At 73.9% G+C, this 16,755-nt stretch carries 12 protein-coding genes; 5 read left to right on the top strand and 7 right to left on the bottom strand.

The window, feature by feature from the left end; translation table 11 throughout:
• Position 1: 1 nt before the first annotated feature.
• The 6 genes from ABZ809_RS29285 to ABZ809_RS29260 all read right to left on the bottom strand — a co-directional run bounded on the left by ABZ809_RS29285 (position 2) and on the right by ABZ809_RS29260 (position 10,558).
• Positions 2 to 5,824, bottom strand: coding sequence for a type I polyketide synthase (locus ABZ809_RS29285; RefSeq protein WP_357565847.1), 5,823 nt, complete (start codon positions 5,822 to 5,824; stop codon positions 2 to 4).
• Positions 5,825 to 5,897: 73 nt separating this feature from the next.
• Positions 5,898 to 6,860, bottom strand: coding sequence for a DUF1702 family protein (locus ABZ809_RS29280; RefSeq protein ID WP_357565846.1), 963 nt, complete (start codon positions 6,858 to 6,860; stop codon positions 5,898 to 5,900).
• A 190-nt stretch (positions 6,861 to 7,050) separates the two neighbouring features.
• The gene (locus ABZ809_RS29275; protein ID WP_357565845.1) at positions 7,051 to 8,046 is read right to left on the bottom strand and encodes a DUF1702 family protein; all 996 of its coding nucleotides are present in this window, start codon (positions 8,044 to 8,046) and stop codon (positions 7,051 to 7,053) included.
• A 143-nt stretch (positions 8,047 to 8,189) separates the two neighbouring features.
• Positions 8,190 to 8,795 (bottom strand): copper resistance protein CopC, encoded by a 606-nt coding sequence (locus ABZ809_RS29270; RefSeq protein WP_357565844.1) that lies wholly within the window; start codon positions 8,793 to 8,795, stop codon positions 8,190 to 8,192.
• The gene (locus tag ABZ809_RS29265) at positions 8,792 to 9,280 is read right to left on the bottom strand and encodes a hypothetical protein (protein ID WP_357565879.1); all 489 of its coding nucleotides are present in this window, start codon (positions 9,278 to 9,280) and stop codon (positions 8,792 to 8,794) included. The genes ABZ809_RS29270 and ABZ809_RS29265 overlap by 4 nt, the downstream gene beginning before the upstream one ends.
• Before the next feature lie 204 nt (positions 9,281 to 9,484).
• Entirely contained in the window at positions 9,485 to 10,558 is a 1,074-nt protein-coding gene (locus ABZ809_RS29260; protein ID WP_357565843.1) for a carboxymuconolactone decarboxylase family protein, read from the bottom strand.
• A 182-nt stretch (positions 10,559 to 10,740) separates the two neighbouring features.
• On the opposite strand from ABZ809_RS29260, the gene ABZ809_RS29255 reads away from it, so the two are divergent.
• Entirely contained in the window at positions 10,741 to 11,802 is a 1,062-nt protein-coding gene (locus tag ABZ809_RS29255; protein WP_357565842.1) for an SDR family NAD(P)-dependent oxidoreductase, read from the top strand.
• A gap of 30 nt (positions 11,803 to 11,832) precedes the next feature.
• Here ABZ809_RS29255 and ABZ809_RS29250 read toward each other — a convergent pair whose 3' ends face one another.
• Entirely contained in the window at positions 11,833 to 11,964 is a 132-nt protein-coding gene (locus ABZ809_RS29250; protein WP_357565841.1) for a hypothetical protein, read from the bottom strand.
• Between the two features lie 183 nt (positions 11,965 to 12,147).
• Here ABZ809_RS29250 and ABZ809_RS29245 point away from each other — a divergent pair, with 183 nt between their 5' ends.
• The 4 genes from ABZ809_RS29245 to rfbB all read left to right on the top strand — a co-directional run bounded on the left by ABZ809_RS29245 (position 12,148) and on the right by rfbB (position 16,634).
• On the top strand, positions 12,148 to 12,717 hold the full coding sequence (locus ABZ809_RS29245) for a DUF5987 family protein (protein WP_357565840.1): 570 nt from the start codon (positions 12,148 to 12,150) through the stop codon (positions 12,715 to 12,717).
• Positions 12,714 to 14,348 carry a GMC family oxidoreductase gene (locus tag ABZ809_RS29240; RefSeq protein ID WP_357565839.1) on the top strand — a complete coding sequence of 545 codons (1,635 nt, stop codon included), beginning with the start codon at positions 12,714 to 12,716 and terminating at the stop codon, positions 14,346 to 14,348. The genes ABZ809_RS29245 and ABZ809_RS29240 overlap by 4 nt, the downstream gene beginning before the upstream one ends.
• Before the next feature lie 68 nt (positions 14,349 to 14,416).
• Positions 14,417 to 15,493, top strand: a complete 1,077-nt coding sequence (locus tag ABZ809_RS29235) for a hypothetical protein (RefSeq protein WP_357565838.1) — start codon at positions 14,417 to 14,419, stop codon at positions 15,491 to 15,493.
• A 145-nt stretch (positions 15,494 to 15,638) separates the two neighbouring features.
• On the top strand, positions 15,639 to 16,634 hold the full coding sequence (rfbB, locus tag ABZ809_RS29230; RefSeq protein ID WP_357565837.1) for a dTDP-glucose 4,6-dehydratase: 996 nt from the start codon (positions 15,639 to 15,641) through the stop codon (positions 16,632 to 16,634).
• The last annotated feature ends 121 nt before the right edge of the window (positions 16,635 to 16,755 follow it).

Here is a 16,755-nt window from a genome sequence, read left to right as displayed (position 1 = left end):
CCTAGGCACGTCCTTCCGTGAGGATCGCGAACACCATCGGGTGGGGCAGGTCCCGCACGCTCGTCACGAACGTCGCGATCCGCAGGTCGCCGGAGGCGAACACCAGCCAGCCGGCCCGGTCCGAGGGCACCGCGACCAGCGGCGCCCGGTGCGAGAGCCCCGCCTTGCGCAGGCACTCGGTGGCCGCCCACACCCGCGTCGCCGCCGCGTCCAGGGACTCCGCGCCGTCGGCGGCGCAGAGCCGGGCGAGGTCGGCGTGCGCGCCGAGCAGCCCGTTCCAGACCGACTCCTCGCGGCCGCGTACCGTCTCCACGTCGCAGGCGAGCGGGCCGGTCCCCACCACGCACAGCGTCAGGTTCTCGGCGTGCGCGGCGGACAGGGAGCGGCCGTCGGCCAGCTCGGGGCGGCCGTCGGGCCGGTACGAGACGTCGACCGGGCCGCCCGCGGCCCGACCGGCGGCGACGGCGGTCCGGGCCCGCCGCCGGCGGATCTCCTCCGCCGTGCCCTGCGCGGACGATGCGTCCTGCCCGCCCTGGTCCGCCGGGGCCGGCTCGACCGCGACCGCCACGCCGCCGCCGACCAGGTCGCCGACGGCCCGCTCCAGGTACGAGCCGAGCAGCGGCGCCACCCACGGGCCACGACCGTCGTTCTTGCGTACCGCCCGCAGCCGCAGGCCCTCCCACCGCTCCACGACGGTGCCGTCGCCGGAGCGCAGGGCGATGTCGTAGACGTAGGTGTCACCGTCCCGGCTGCGCTCCTCGGCGCAGTAGCGCAGCTCCTCCGCCTCGGTCAGGCGGCTGCCCGCCGGGTGGAGCCGCTCGATCCCGGCCGGCAGCAGCGTCGCGTCGGGGACGCAGACCTGGTTGCCGTGCATGAGGGCGTCCCGCACGCCGGGGTCTCCGAGGAGCAGGGTGGCCGGCAGGAAGTCGGTGAACCACCTCGTCTCCGGTGCCGTGACGACGTCGACGTCGACGTGCCGGGCGGCCGAGCGGTGGTAGCGGCGCAACCGCTGGAAGCGTCCACCCTGGAACAGGATCTCGCCGTACAGGTCGGCGGCCGGGTCCAGCGGCACGGCCGGCAGGCCGGCGGGTACCTGCTCGGGCGGCCCCGACGGCGCCGGTTCGCCGGTGAAGTGCAGCCGGGCCCGGAAGTGGGCGGCGCTGAAGTCCGTCTCCGCGCTGTAGATGACCGCGTCCACGACGTCGTCGTCAACCACGAGGGTGGCGACCCGGATGGTGGTGCTGCCGTCCGGCGGCACCACGATGGGGCGCAGGAACTCCGCCCGCTCGACCACCGGCGTCTGCGTCCGGCCGGTCACGGCGGCGGCGACCTGGGCCATCGCCTCCATTCCGAACACCGCCGGGAACAGCAGGTTGCCGTCCAGCCGGTGGTGGTCCAGGTAGAGGTCGGTGGCCGGCTTGAGATCCGACTCGGTGACCAGCTCGACCCCGTGGTAGCGGACCAGCGGGCGGTCCACGAACCGCAGCAGCGGCAGCTCGGGGAGGTCCGTCCGGATGGTGTCGATGCCCTCGGTACGGCCGCTGACCACCACCACCGACGGGGCGTGCGGGTCGGCGAGCAGGCGCCGGAGCATGGCCACCCCCTGGTCGGGGGTGACCGGCGTGATGCCGTCCCGGGTCAGCGCCTCGACCACGGAGAGCCGCTCGCCCATGCCGACGCCGGACCACACCGACCATTCGAGGCAGAGGCTGCGGCAGTGCGGGTGGCGGCGGCCGAAGTCGACGGTCAGCTCGGCCAGCCAGTCGTTCGCCGTCGCGTAGTGTGCCTCGCCGCGCAGCCCGGCCCGCCCGATGATGCTGCCGAACGTCACCAGCAGGCGCAGCTGGTCGGGGTCGACCGCGTCGAGCACGGCACGCAGTCCGTCGACCTTCGGCGCGAAGGTGCGGCGGAAGGCGTCCATGGTCAGACCCGTCAGGCCCGCCGGCTCGTTGCGGCCCGCGCCGTGCAGCACCGCGGTGACCGGTCCCAGCTCGGTGACGAGCCCGTCGACGGCCCGCCGCACCTGCGTCGCGTCGGACACGTCGGCCCGGGCGTAGCGCACCCGCACGCCGGCGGCCGCCATCCGCTTGAGGTTCGCGGCCAACTCGTCGTCCTGGGCCGGGTCCGACCGGCCGAGGATGGCGAGGCTGGCACCGCTGTCCACGGCCATCGCCAGGGCGCACTCCGCGGTGATTCCCTTGCCACCTCCGGTGACCAGCAGCAGGTCTTCGGCGTCCAGCGGCTGCCGGGTCTCGGTCGGCCGCACCGGCAGCCCCCGCAGGGTGGGCACCTGCCGCCGCCCGGTTTCGTCGTACCGGACCTCGGCGAACCCGTCGGTGGCCGCTACCTCCGCGGTCACCCGGGCCACGGCCTCCGGCACCGGCGGGGTGTGCACGATTGTGGTCCGCAGGTGCGGCGCCTCCAGCCGCAGCGTCTTGGCCAGCCCGGCCGCGCCGGGCCCCTGCTGGACGAGCACGAACCGGGTGCCGGGGGCGGCGGCGGTCGCCGCCTGTGCGCCGCGCAGGGCCAGTTCGAGGTCGGCCTCCGCGCACGGCTCCGGCAGGCACACCAGCACCCCCGCGCCGACGCCGGCGGTCTGCAGGGCCGCGCGGAGCGGCTCGGCCAGCGGGTGACCGGCGGGAGCGAACAGCTCCCACGGGGCGTCGGCGTCGGCGCGCGCGGCGGCCGGGATCGGCACCTCGTCGAGGTCGACCGCCCAGGCCCGGCACCAGTCGGCGACGCCGTGCACGAGCGCCGGGCCGGCCGCGTCGCTGTCCCGGCCGGTCTGCGCGAGCTGCTCCAGTGCCTCGGCGAGCTGCCCGACGGTGGCCGTCGCGAAGTTGGTCGGCGTCTGCGCCGGCGGCACGCCGAGCCGCTGCGCCGCCTGGTTGACCAGCTGACCGACGGTGATCGAGCTGAGGTGCAGGTCGTCGAGGAGTTGGCTGCCGTCGTGCACCATCTCCAGCGGCAGCTCGGCCCGCTCGGCGGCCAGCCGGCGCAGCAGTTGCAGGCTGGACTCGCCGGCCGCCTGCTCCGGTGCCGGCGCGGCGCCGTCCGCCCGGGGCGGACCGGCCGCCCGGACGCCGGTGCCCGGGGGCAGGCTCACGACCGGGGCGGACTCGCAGGGGCTGGCGAAGAAGCGGAAGTTCTGACCGACCTCGAGCGGGCGGACCAGCCGGTCGTGGAAGAGGGTGCCCTCCACGCCGCCGGCCCCGACGACGTACGCAGCGGCGGCGACCCGCAGCAGGCCCGCCAGCGACTCGTCGTCGGTGTTGAGTGCCACCGCCGGCAGGTCGGTGCCGGCCGACGCCAGGTCGGCGAGCACCTGCCCCGGGCCGACCTCGACGAACAGGTCGACCTCCTTGGCGGCCAGGGCGACGGCCTGGCTGAACAGCACCGGATCGGTGATCTGGCGGCGCAGCAGGGCCGGGACGTCGGTGTCCCGGGCGAGCGGCTCGCCGGTGACGGTGGAGATGATCCGCCGGGACACCGGCCCGAACCGCTCCCCGGCCAGCGCCTCGAGGAAGGCGTCCGCGGCCGGCTCGACCAGCGGGGAGTGGAAGGCGTGGGACACCGACAGCCGGGTGGTCCGCAGGCCGGCGGAGCGGGCCCGCTCGCAGGCGTCCTCCACGGCGGCCTCCGAGCCGGCGATCACGGTCTGCTCCGGCCCGTTGTACGCGGCGATCACCACGGAGCTGCCGGAGATCAGCCCGGCGACCCGCTCGGGCGGGGCGCCGATGTTGGCCATCGTGCCGGAGGCGCTGTGCTCCCCCATCGTCCGGCCGCGCACGCCGGCGACCCGCAGCAGCGCCTCCTCGTCGAGCGCACCGGCCCAGTGCAGGGCGGCGATCTCACCGAGGCTGTGCCCGACCGCGACGGTCGCGTCGAGGTTGAGCAGCGACAGTGCCCGCAGGCCTGCCAGCGAGCCGGTGACGATGCGCGGCTGGGCCACGGCGGTGGCGACCATGTCGCCGGTGCGCGGCAGCGCCGCCCGCTGGTACACCTCCTCCACGTCGGCGAGGCGCCGGCGCAGCGCGCCGCCGGAGGTGCCCCGGCCGGAGCCCTGCCCGGGGAAGAGGAAGCCGATGCGGCCCGGACCGCTCACGTGGCCCAGGAAGCAGTGGCCGTCGGAGGAGAACAGGCGCACCTCGCCGGCGTCGAGGGCGTCGCAGATCCGGCGCAGCTGCCGTTCGGCGTCCTCCGGCGAGGAGATCACCACACCCGCCCGGTAGGGCAGGTCGCGCAACTCCCGGTGCAGGGTGGCGGCGAGGTCGCCGAGCTGGGCGTACGACACGGTCGGCGCGAACTCGACCAGGCGCTGCAGCCGCTCGCGCAGTTCCTGCGGGCTGCCGCCGTCGACGAGGAGGAGTTCCGCGTCCTGCATGGACGCGGCGAGGTTGCGGAACCGGCTGTCCAGTCGGGCCGTCCGGCGGGGCTGCTCGTTCTCCAGCACGATGTGCGTGTTGATGCCGCCGAAGCCCATCGCCGTGATGCCGGCGCGCACCGGCACGTCGCGGGGCCACGCCTCGGCCTTGCGCAGGGCCCGCAGCGCGGACTGCTCGGCGGTGAGGATCTCGTGCGGGTCGACGCAGCCGATGGTGGGCGGCAGCACCTCGTGGTGGACCGCCATCGCCGCCTTGATCAGACCGGCGATGCCGGCCGCCGCCTTGGTGTGCCCGATCATGCCCTTGATCGAGCTGATCGCGGCCTGGGCGGCGCTCTCGTCGGCGGTGCGCCGGGCCAGGGACAGCGCCTGGAGCTCGGTGGCGTCACCCACCGCCGTACCGGTGCCGTGTCCCTCGAAGAGCCCGACGGTCTCGATGCCGAACCCGGCCCGGTCGTACGCGCGGCGCAGGGCGAGCTGGTAGCCGGCGACCTCCGGCCGGGTGATGCCGCCCTTGCCGTCGGAGGAGATGCCCCAGCCGGCGATGGTGGCGTAGATGCGGTGTCCCGCCTGGCGGGCCTCCGCCTCGCGCATCAGCACCACCATGCCGCAGCCCTCGCCCGGCCAGAACCCGTTCGAGCCGCGGTCGTAGACCCGCATCTCGCCCCGGGCCAGCGCGCCGGTCTTGGCGAAGCCGATGATCTCGAAGGGGTCGATGGACAGGTCCACCCCGCCGGCGATCGCCACGTCGACCTCGCCGTCGGAGAGGGTCTTGCAGGCGGTGGCCACGGAGAGCAGGGACGAGGAGCAGGCGCCGTCGACCGTGTAGCCGCCGCCCTTGAAGTCGAAGTGGTTGCAGATGCGCCCGGCGATGGTGTTCGACAGGCCGCCCGCGAGGGTGTCCTCGTCGACCTCCGGGAACGGGCCCTTGAACGTCGCCTCGAAGTCGTCGAGGAACGTGGTGAGCTGGTCGTCGTCCCAGTCCTGTTCCTTGAGCGCGGCGGCGACCATGCGGCGCACGTACGGCCAGCGCAGCCGCAGCTGGTTGGCCCGGGAGAACTCGCCGGTCAGCGTGTTGCCGACCACCACGCCGGTCCGCTCGCGGGGCAGGCCCTCCGCCATCGGGAAGCCGGCGTCGGCCAGCGCCATGGCCGCCATGTCGAGGGCGAGCCAGTGGGTGAGGTCGGTGGAGCGGTAGGTGCTGCCGGCGATCTTGTAGGCGATCCGGTCGAACTCGTACCCCTCGATCACGGCGGCGTTGCGGGCGTAGAACCGGTCGGGGGTGGCCGGATCCGGGTCCCAGTAGTCGTCCAGGCTCATCCGCACCTCGGGTAGCCGGCGGAAGGCCCGGCGCCCGGCGAGGGCGTTCTCCCACAGTTCTCGGGGCGACGTGGCGTCCGGGTAGCGGCACGCCATCCCCACGACAGCGATCCTGGTCACGAGGTCTCTCCTTCGGCACGTACGGGGGTGGACCGCCGGGGTGTGGCACCGGCCGGTGGGTGGGGCGTCACGATCAGCTCTGCCTCTCGAACTCGGCGGCGATGGCCTGCCGCCACCGCTCGTAGGCGGGCGTCGGGCCCTCCAGGTCGTCGGGCAGCGCCACGTCGGTGACCTTCGCGGCCTCGCGGGTGGTCATGCCGCAGAACACCTGGGTCGCCACCTCGTTGTGCGGGACGATCAGGCCCGCGCGCACCCGGGCCCCGGCCGCGAAGGCGCTGCCCTGGGCGAGGTCGAGGCGGTAGTCGCCGGCCCGGTCGCGGAACCGTTGCAGTTCCGCCTCGCTGGTGCCGCCGGCGTACGTGGCCGCGAGGCCGGCACCGGCGTACAGGTCGGCCCGCCGGTGCTTCGGGAACCGGGCGAAGATCTCCGTGACCCGGTCCACGTCGGTGCCGCCGACGAACCAGGTGGCCCGCCCGATGCCCTGGTCGATGACCCGGTCGACGTAGTCGCGCGGCCCTTCCGCCGGCCAGGGGAACCGCGGGTGCTGGTACTGCCCGTGCACGTACCGGTCGGTGTGGAAGTACGCCTGGTGGAAGCCGTAGCCGTCGAGCACGAGCCAGCGCAGCAGCGGGTCCGGGGCGTGCAGCTGACCCCAGCGCATCCGGGGCACCCGGGCCATCGCCCAGCCCACGCCGACGTACACCATGTAGATGTGCGCGTCGCCCCGGCCGGCCAGCATGGCCGCCACGTGCCGGGGGCGGCCCGGCCGCAGCGCGTCCCGGACGGCGAAGGCCATCCCGGCGCCCTCGTACGCGAAGCCACGGAAACGCGTCGGCACCGTCTCCAGACGGTCCTCGGCCGCCTCGACCGTCGCCGCCTCGGCCGCGTATCCGTAGCCCGCGAGGAATGAGGCACCGACGGTTTCGAGCATTTTCTTGGATTCGGCGTCCTTCACGTGGAAACCGCGTACATCCAGTTTGGTCTCGGAGATATTTGGCGTCAGGATTCTGCGCCGCAGATCACGTAGGCTCTGCATCGCACGCCCCCCAAAGGGTAGGTGTTCCAGGATTACCGGGACGGACATCCCATTTCGATGATGACAAGGGAGAAGACGATCGCTTTCTTCAACCTTGCGCATTCAGGACAGACATTCGAAACGTCCACGTCGTCCGATGGGAATTCGACGGCGCAGAACATCCGCCCGCGCGCGGTCGGCGGGATCTGCGTCAGCGGGGCTGGCCGAGGTCGGCCGGCTCGAAGTGCGCGCGGACGTTGCGCCGCCAGCTCTCGTACGCGGGGAACGCTCCGGCCGGTTCGGCGCGGACCGCCACGTCGTCGGCGAGGGCCGCGGCGGCGGCCACGGACCGCCCGCCCAGCGCGCCCATCGCGGCCTCGCTGTGCGCCGGGACGTACCCGGCGTGGCTGCGGGCCTTCGCGGCGAAGGCCGCGCCCTGGGCCAGGTCCGGCGCGTACGGGCCGGCGGCCCGGCGCAGCGCGACCAGCGCGTCGGCGTCGGCGCCGCCGGCGAAGGTGGCGGCGAGCCCGACCCCGCTCCACAGATCGCCGTGCCGCTCGGTGGCGAAGGCCCCGACGGCGGCGGCCACGTCGACGGTACGGGCGCCGTGGATGAACCACAGTGCCCGGCCCAGGCCCTGGTCCGCGGCCCGGAGGAAGTAGTCCGCGTGACCCTGCCACGGGTACGGCGCCAGGCGCTCCTGCCGGGTCACCCACCGGTCGAGGTCGAAGTAGGCGCGGTCGAAGCCGTAGCCGTCCACGGCGAGCCAGGTCATCGTCGGGTGGTACGGCGAGCCCGTCAGGTCCGGAACCACGTGCCGCCAGAGGGGGCGCGGCAGGCGGGCCATGGCGAACCCGATGCCGATGTAGGCGAGGAAGAGGTGCGGGGCACCCGGGCCGCGCAGCAGGTCCCGGGTGCGGGTGCCGCGCCGCGGCCCCATCGCGTCGAGAATGGTGCAGGCCATCGTGGCGCCCTCGTAGGCGAAACCGAGCAGTTCCCGGTCGACGAGCGCGAGCCGGCGCTCCAGCTCCCAATGGTCGCGGGTCTCGATGCCCCACTCGAACCCGCAGACCACCGACTGCGGGACCGCCTCCAGGTGGCGGGTGACCTCCGTGGCGGGGCCCGGAAAGCCACGGCGGGCGAAGGTCACGTCGGCGAGTTTCGGCGCCATCAGGAGTCGACGCATGGAACCCAGAACCGTCGGCATGGCAGATCCCCCTGTCGGGTACGACGCCGGCCCCGGCCGGCGGGTGACCTCATCGTCACCTCGCGCCGGCCGGGGCCGCCTCTTCTGCTGTGCGCTGATCCGCCGCCGTGCGGCAGTTCGCCAGGGACGCGACGGGAGGGCTTCTACCGCCGCTGGGTACGCAGGAACATCAGCAACAGGGCCACCGCGACGAGGCCCAGGTCCAGCAGGAGCAGCACGCCGTTGATGCCGTCGAGCTGGACGTGGTCGTGGCCGCCCCCGTCGGCCGTGTCCTTGACCGGCACGGCGGCGGCCTGGGCCGGCGGGCCCCCGAGCGTCACGGTGAAGCCCGCCGTTCCGGAGACCTGCCGGCCGTCGGGCAGCCGGGCGTGGTAGGCGACGCGGTAGGCGCCCGGCCCGGCGTCGCGCACCGGCACGACCATCCGGCCGTCACGCAGCATCGGTTTCCGGGTCGAGACGACCTCGCCGCCCGGCCCGGTGACGGCCAGCCGCAGGTCCCCGGCCGTCTCGGCACCGCCGAGCGTGAGCGTCACCTCACGCGGCGCGGCGCCGACCACCGACCCGTCGCCGGGGGTCAGCGCCAGCTCCCGGTTCGCGGCCGGGGTGCCGAAGGCCAGCAGCACCAGGACGGCCAGCACGACGCCGCCCGCCACGGCGATCAGTGCCCGCCGCACCGCGCCGGCTGACGCCGGCGACTCTGGCGACGCCGACGGCGGCTCGGGCGGGCGGTCGGCGTCCACGGTGGTCATGACGGCTGCGGGGCGGCCTCGGACTGCCGGCAGCTGCACGACATCAGCTGCGACTCCGCCCGGCTCGGCCGCAGGTGCAGGTACATCGCGATCACCATCGGCACGAAGACGACCGTGTTGTAGAACAGGTGCAGCTCGACCCGGGGGATCACGACCTGGAGCAGGCTGGTGGGCACGGGGCTGTCGAACAGAAACCGCCCCGTCTGCGCCTGCAACAGCAGCAGCAGGTGCTCGATGTGGTGCCAGAACTGGATCGCCAGGGCGACGGTCCACCAGCTCCGGCTGCGCCCGACGAAACCGGTACGCAGGATCCACAGCCCGACCAGCATCACGATCGCGTAGCCGTAGTGCAGCCACTCCGAGCTGACGAGCCAGGGGAACGGCATGCCGAGTACCCCGCGGGCCTCCGGCCGCGCCCAGCCCAGGCCCCAGATCTGGAACGCCTGCACCAGGTGCTCGGCCCAGTGCGCCAGCACGATCACCATGAAGCCGTTCAGGGCGGCGCGGTGGTACGCGCCGTTCAGTGTCGCCCAACGCCCGGACGCTCCGGGCAGGGTCGCCTGGTGGCTGGTCACGTTGCCTCCTTGGAAGGGGTTCCGGGCGCGGTGGACGACCACACCCGCACTCAGCGTGTCGAGCCGGACACGCCGAAACGTCTTCGATGTTGCGCACTCCGAGTCGGGAATACGTCAGTTCTGCCCGCTCGGGCCGGTGGGGGCGTACCAGGTGCCGACCCGGCGCGCCGCCGCGAAGCTGGCCCAGGCGACCGCGTCGACCAGTGCGGCGTCGCCCGGCTGGTGGCGGCGGAACTCGGTCACCACCTCCTCGTCGACCTGGTAGGACGCGAAGACGGTCAGCAGCGCGAGCCGGCCGGCGGCCCGCTCCGCCTCGGGCAGCCGCGCGATGAGCCGTTCGCACCACTGTCGACTGAGGCCGGTCTCCTCCCCGCGCCAGTCCTCGAGCCGCTCCCCGACCAGCTCCCGGACCGCCGGCGGGACCGCCCGCCCGCCGGCCGCCTCGAACGCCGCGTACGCCCGGGCCATCGCCCCGGCCACGTGCGGGCTGCCGGCCGCCCAGGCGGCCTCCGCCGGCAGCGGCGCCGGCGGCAGCAGGTCCACCGAGCGGCCGGGCTCCCGGGCGTCGCGCAGCGTCCCCTGCAGCACCCAGCCGATGCCCCGCTTCAGGCGCCGCCGGGCGCGCGGCGACAGCCCCGGCGGGAGCAGGAAGTTGGACAGGAACACGTTGACCACGCGGGCGATGTAGTGGAAGCCGACCGCCACGCCGACCAGTTCCGGGCGGTCCCGCTCCGGAAACGGCAGCACGGGTCGCGCGGTTCCGGGCTGGTGCGCCGTGCGTCCCCACTCCGCCGCCACGCGGATCCGCCGGTCGTCGATGTCGGCGAGCCGGTCGGCCACGATCGCCTCCGCGTCGTGCTCCGTGGAGAGCTCGTAGAGCCCGACGCTGTGCATGTCCACGCAGTACGGGCAGATGTTCGCCACCGACACGGCGGCGGCCACCGCCTCCTTCGTCGCCCGGTCCACGTTCTCCGTCGGCAGCAGCGGCTCGCGCATGACCATCCAGTACGCGGCCAGCACCTCCGGCGACGGCGAGTGCAGCTGGGCCGGCGGCACCACCAGTTGCATCTCCTGCGCGACCTGGTTGTACACGGTGTCCACCAGGCCCCGCGCGGCGCCTGGCGGCACCGGCGAGACATAGTTGACCTGGCGTTGGACCACCGAAGAGGCCACCCGGCGAGCGATCATGATCTGCCTCCTGCTCTGCGCCGCCCCGCCGGTCGGTAACGGCGGCGGCACTGTCAGTATTGGGAAACCGGGGGCGCAGGCAACGCGATCGACACCGGTTGAGCACCCTGGGAGAAGGAGGGCCCGACGGCGCGCGCCGATGATGGGCGACGACCCAGTCCCTCCGTTCCGTGGGAGTCGCGATGCTGGTCCTGGTAACCGGTGGCACCGGATTCATCGGCTCCCACTCGACGGCGGCGATCCTGGCCGCCGGCCACCGGGTCCGGATGCTCGTCCGCGATCCGGCCCGTGCCCGACGGGTGTTGACCGCCCTGGGGGCCGACACCGGGCGCGTCGAGCTGGTCACCGGCGACGTCACCGAGCCCGCCGACGCGGCCCGGGCCGCCGACGGCTGCGCCGCCGCGCTGCACGCCGCCGGCGTCTACAGCTTCGACGCGCGGGACCGGGCGCGGATGCGGGCGGTCAACCTGCGCGGCACCGAGGTGATGCTAGGGGCGGCGCGGGCGGCGGGTCTCGACCCGATCGTGCACGTCTCCACGTTCGGCGCGCTGCTGCCGGCCGCCCGGTCGCCGCTGACCGTCCACTCACCGGTCGGCACGCCCCGGGAGACGTACCTGGACGGCAAGGCCGCCGCCGAGCACGTCGCCCGCCGGCACCAGGACGACGGGGCGCCGGTGGTCATCACCTACCCGCTGGCCTCGCTCGGCCCGGACGATCCGCACCTGGGCGACCAGACCACCCGGGTACGCAACGTGCTGCGCGGGCTGATGCCCATGTGGCCGACCGGCGGCTTCCCGGTCGGCGACGTGCGGGACGTGGCCCGGCTGCACGCGGCGGTGCTCGAACCGGGGCACGGTCCCCGCCGTTTCCCGGCCCTCGGCCGCTTCGTCACGACCCGGGAGTTCGTCGACGCGCTGCGCCGGGTCACCGGGCGGGCCCTGCCCACCCTCCGGCTGCCGGCACCGGCGCTGCTGCCGATGGGCCACCTGGTCAGCGCCGTGCAGCGGCTGGTGCCCGTGCACCTGCCCGCGGAGCACGGCGCCATCTACCTGTGCGCCACCGCGCGCCCGATGGACGGCACACCCACCGAGGAACTGCTCGGGTCGGCGGGGCGGCCGCTGGACGAGACGTTGACGGACACCGTGCGGTGGCTGCACCGGACCGGGCGGCTGAGCCGCCGGCAGGCCGGCCGCGCCGCGTCGCCGGCCGACGTCACGCCGCGGCAGGCGCCGGAAACGGTCTGATCCCCGCCCCGGGAGCGCGGGCCGCCACCGTCACGGCCGCCCGCCGTCGACGCGTACCCGTAGCCGCACAAGAAATCGTGCGCGTTCCGCCGTGCGCAATTTCCCGACAATCGACGCGCCGGCCGGAAAGGCCGCCTCAGCAAAACAGAAGATGCGTTCCACCTGCATCCATCGACACGATGATGCGGGACTTGGCGCAGCATCCGCCGCGCGAAATCGGTCCCGCCCGACCACCATTTTCACACCTTGCTCCCGTCGCCGCATCCCGGCGGCGGTCAAGGCTGCCCGAAAGACGCTCACCGGGGCCGGCGCCGGCGTGCCCGCCCCCAGAAGGAGGTAGCCGCCGTGCAACCGGAAACACCCGAGGCGCAGCAGGTCCGTGTGCTGACGCTGGAAGCGTTCGCCGACACCATCATCCCGGGCGTCAAGCGGTCGGCCGACGACCGGGCGATCGCCGGCGTGTCGACCGACGGCGGCGCCGTCGAATCCGGGGCACTGGCCCTGATGGAGGACCCGGCCGGTGGGTTCGCGCTGTTGCTGGGCACGCTCAGTGAGGCCCTCAACGCGCACGCGACCGGGTACGCCGAGGCGAACGGGCTGACCCCCGACCCGACGGTGCCACCGTTCGTCGCGCTCGCGTTCGACCACCGCACCGCCCTGCTGAGCCAGTTGCTCGCCATGGAGGGCCCCGAGAAGGAGATGTGGGTGGGGCTGGCCCTGTTCAGCAACATGGCCTACGACAGCGCCGCCCACATGAACACCCGTGACGCGCTCGCCGCCGGGCACCCCGGGCTGCTGGCGATCGGCATCACCCGACCCGACGACGACGGGCTGTGGCGCTTCCCCGACTACTCGTACGGACGCCCGTTGTCGCGACTGCACCCACACACCACCCCCACAGGGAGCCCGGCATGACCAGTAGCGCTAGCACCGACGTCGTGGTGATCGGCAGCGGCTTCGGCGGCGCGATCCCCGCGTACCACCTCGCCGCGGGTGGGGCGCGCGTCGTGGTCCTGGAACGCGGCCCCTGGCTGTCCAGCGACGAGTTCGACCACGACTTCAAGCTCGGCTCGTCGTACACCCGGATCTTCGACTTCACCGTCGGCGACGGGATGAGCGTGCTGGGCGGAAACTGCGTCGGCGGCGGCAGCGTCGTCTACTTCGCCACCATGCCGCGCGCGCCCCGGTTCGTCTTCGAGCGGCAGGGCAGCATCGGGCGGCGGATGTGGCCGGCGGCCATCACCCGCGACACCCTCGACCCCTGGTACGACCGGGTCAGCGAGGCGCTCCCGATCACGTCGCAGAGCTGGGAGAAGGTGCCGTACGCCGGCGGCCTGTTCGCGGCGGCCTGCGAGCACGCCGGGCGCACGGCCAATCCGGTGCCGTCGGCCGTGGACGTCGACAAGTGCACCAACTGCAACTGGATGATGGCCGGGTGCCGCTTCGACGCGAAGCGTTCCCTGCTGCTCAACTACCTGCCGGGGGCCCTGGCGCACGGCGCCGAGATCCGGCCGCTGCACGAGGTGCAGCACCTCTCCCGCACCGAGGACGGCGGCTACCGGGTGCACTACCGCATCGTCGACGCGGAGGACTACCGGATCCTGCACGACAGCGGGACGATCGACGCCAAGATCGTGATCGTCGCGGCCGGGGCCGGCGCGACCCCGGTGATCCTGCAGCGCTCGGAGCCCACCCTGGGCACGATGCCCACCGCCGTCGGCCGGTACTTCTCCGGCAACGGGGAGCGGCTCAACACGGCCGTCTTCGACGACGACCGGGTCCGGGAGGTGCTCGGCCTCAGCCGGCCGAACGGCAGGGGCTACGACGCCAACCAGATCGGCCGCGGGCCGACGGTGGCGACCTGGGACCGGCTCGACGGCAGCCTGCCCGAGTACGAGCGGTACTCGCTGGAGCAGCTCTTCTTCCCGCTGGGGCTGGGCACGATCCTCGCCCAGGTGCCCGACGCGGTGGGCCCGAGCTGGTTCGGCCTGGCCAAGAAGGACATGCTGCGCCGCTGGCAGTCGTGGCTGACGCTCTTCACGATGTCGGAGGACGACAACGAGGGGGTCTTCGGGCCGCCGCCGGCGACCGGCAACGCGGACCGCATCTCCCAGCAGATGCTCGGCCGGGGTCCGCTGAGCTACCGGCCCACCGCCAACACGCTGCGCGGTTGGGCCGCCGCCGACGCGGACGCCCGGGACATCCTGGAGCGCGACGGGCTGGCCCGGGTGATGCCGTGGACCAACGAGGTGGTCGGCGCGTACACGGTGCACCCGCTCTCCTCCTGCCGGATCGGCGACGACCCGGCGACGTCGGCCCTCGACGACCGGCACGAGCTGCGGCAGCACCCCGGCATCTTCGTCACCGACGGCTCGGCGGTGCCAGGGGCACTCACCGTCAACCCCGCCCTCACCATCGCCGCGCTCGCCGAGCGGGCCGTGCCCGGCATCGTCCGGGCCGCCCAGGAGCGCGGTGTGCCGGTCCGCTACCACGGTGCGCTGCCCGAGGGAACGGACCGGGCGGTACCCCAGGTCGTGCCCAGCTAGGACCCTGGCGGGCCGGGGCGCAGCCCGCGCCCCGGCCCCTCCGGTCTGCCCGACCAGGAAGGAAACCGATGGGCAGGCGACTGGCTCGGGTGACGAGCCGCACCATGCTGACCCACGTCCGACACGTGACGCCGGTCCCCCCGTGGGCCGCCGACGGGTCCGTCGGCCGGGTCTACCAACAGATGGCCGAGGACTTCGGGGTCATGGCGCCCCCGGTGCTGCTGCACTCCCCCGCCCCCGACGTGCTGCGGGCCTGCTGGCTGATGCTGCGCGAGACGCTGCTCGCCGAGGGGCTGGTCGGCCGCGACGCCAAGGAGGTGGTCGCCGCCGCCGTCTCCGAGAGCAACCGGTGCCCGTACTGCGTGGAGGTGCACGGCGCGACGGCGGCCGGGCTGCTGGGCGACACCGCCGGGTGGCTGCGCGCCGGAGCCGGCGGGATCGGCGACCCCGGAATGCGGAACCTGGCCGAATGGGCCCGGCACGGCGGGGCCGGCCCGGGGGCGCGCCGGGTGCCCGCGCCGTTCCCCGCCGTGCACGGGCCGGAGCTGATCGGCGTGGCGGTGGCCTTCCACTACCTCAACCGGATGGTGAGCGTCTTCCTCCAGGACACGCCGCTGCCGCCGACGCCGGCCGGGGTCCGCGCCGGGGTCCGGCGCACGGCCGCCCGCATCATGGGCGCGCTGGCCCGCGCCGGGCGCCCGCCCGGCCGTTCCCTGGACCTGTTGCCGCCCGCACCGCCGGAGCCGGACCTGGCCTGGGCGGTCGGGCGACCGCACATCGCCGCCGCCTTCGCCCGGGCCGGCCACACGATCCACCGCGCCGGGGAGGCCGCCCTGCCCGAACACGTCCGGCAGCGGGTCCTCGCCTGCCTGGCCGACCCGCCGCCCCCGGAGCCCGGTGGCGGCCGGTGGTTCGACGCCGCCGTGGCCGAGCTGGCACCGGCCGAACGGCCCGTGGCCCGGCTGGCGCTGCTGACCGCGCTCGCCCCGTACCGGGTCACCGACACCGACGTCGCCGACTGCCGCGCCGGCGGGATCGACGACGCCGCGCTGGTCTCGGTCACGGCCTGGGCCAGCCTGGCGATGGCCCGCCGGATCGGCGCGGCCCTGCACGAGGACCTGACGTCGCGTGCGGGCGAGCCGTGACCTGCAGCGGGGGCGCCGGGGCCGGCGCCCCCGCCCGGCCGAAAAACGCCGACCGGCTCGGGCTTTCTTTTCGTACGGCCGGTTGTCGACGGTTCCGCAATTCCTCGAATACCGGTGGCGGACAACCGGCCTACGATTCGACACCATGACCCGCATTCTCGTCACCGGCGGCGCCGGATTCATCGGCGCGAACTTCGTGCATTACACGCTCCGGAACCACCCCGCCCACGAGGTGTGCGTACTCGACGCGCTCACGTACGCCGGCAATCAGGACAACCTGCGGTCGGTCGCCGGACAGATCCAGTTCGTCAAGGGCGACATCTGCGACGCGGACGTGGTCGACCGGCTGGTCGCCGACTGCGACGTGGTCGTGCACTTCGCCGCCGAGTCGCACGTGGACAATTCGCTGCACGACGCGGAGCCCTTCGTGCGGACGAACATCCTCGGCACGTACACGCTGCTGGAGGCGGTACGGCGGCACGACCGGCGGCTGCACCACATCTCCACCGACGAGGTGTTCGGCGACCTTCCGCTGGACTCGCCGGACCGGTTCACCGAGGAGACGCCGTACCAGCCGTCCAGCCCGTACGCGGCCAGCAAGGCCAGCTCGGACCTGCTGGTACGGGCCTGGGTGCGGTCCTTCGGGGTGGCGGCGACCCTGTCCAACTGCGCGAACAACTACGGCCCGTACCAGCATGTCGAGAAGTTCATCCCGCGTCAGGTCACCGCTCTCCTGTCCGGGGACCGGCCGAAGCTCTACGGCGCCGGGAAGAACGTGCGGGAGTGGACCCACGTCGACGACCACAACGCGGCGGTGCACCTGATCCTGTCCGGTGGCCGGCTCGGTGAGACGTACCTGATCGGCTCCCACGACGAGCGCAGCAACCGGGAGATCGTCGAGCTGGTGCTGGAGCTGATGGGTGACAGTGGCGGCTACGACCAGGTGCCCGACCGGCCCGGCCACGACCTGCGCTACGCCAACGACTCGTCGAAGCTGCGCGACGAGCTGGGCTGGCGGCCGGTCTACTCGGATCTGCGGGCGGGCCTGGCGGCCGCCATCGACTGGTACCGGGACAACCGTTGGTGGTGGGAGCCGCTGCGGGACCGCTCCGAGGCCAGGTACCGCGTGCTGGGCCGGTAGCGGGCGACGGGTCCGGCCAGCCCGGCGATGCTGCGCGAGCGCGCCCGCGCGATGCAGGAATGGCGCACCAGCATCATGTCGCATCTGCCCTCGGACGCCGACCTGGACACCTGGGGGCCGG

Source organism: Micromonospora sp. NPDC047074, from assembly GCF_040643815.1.
GTDB lineage: Bacteria > Actinomycetota > Actinomycetes > Mycobacteriales > Micromonosporaceae > Micromonospora.
This window is presented reverse-complemented; position numbering and strand designations above follow the sequence as displayed.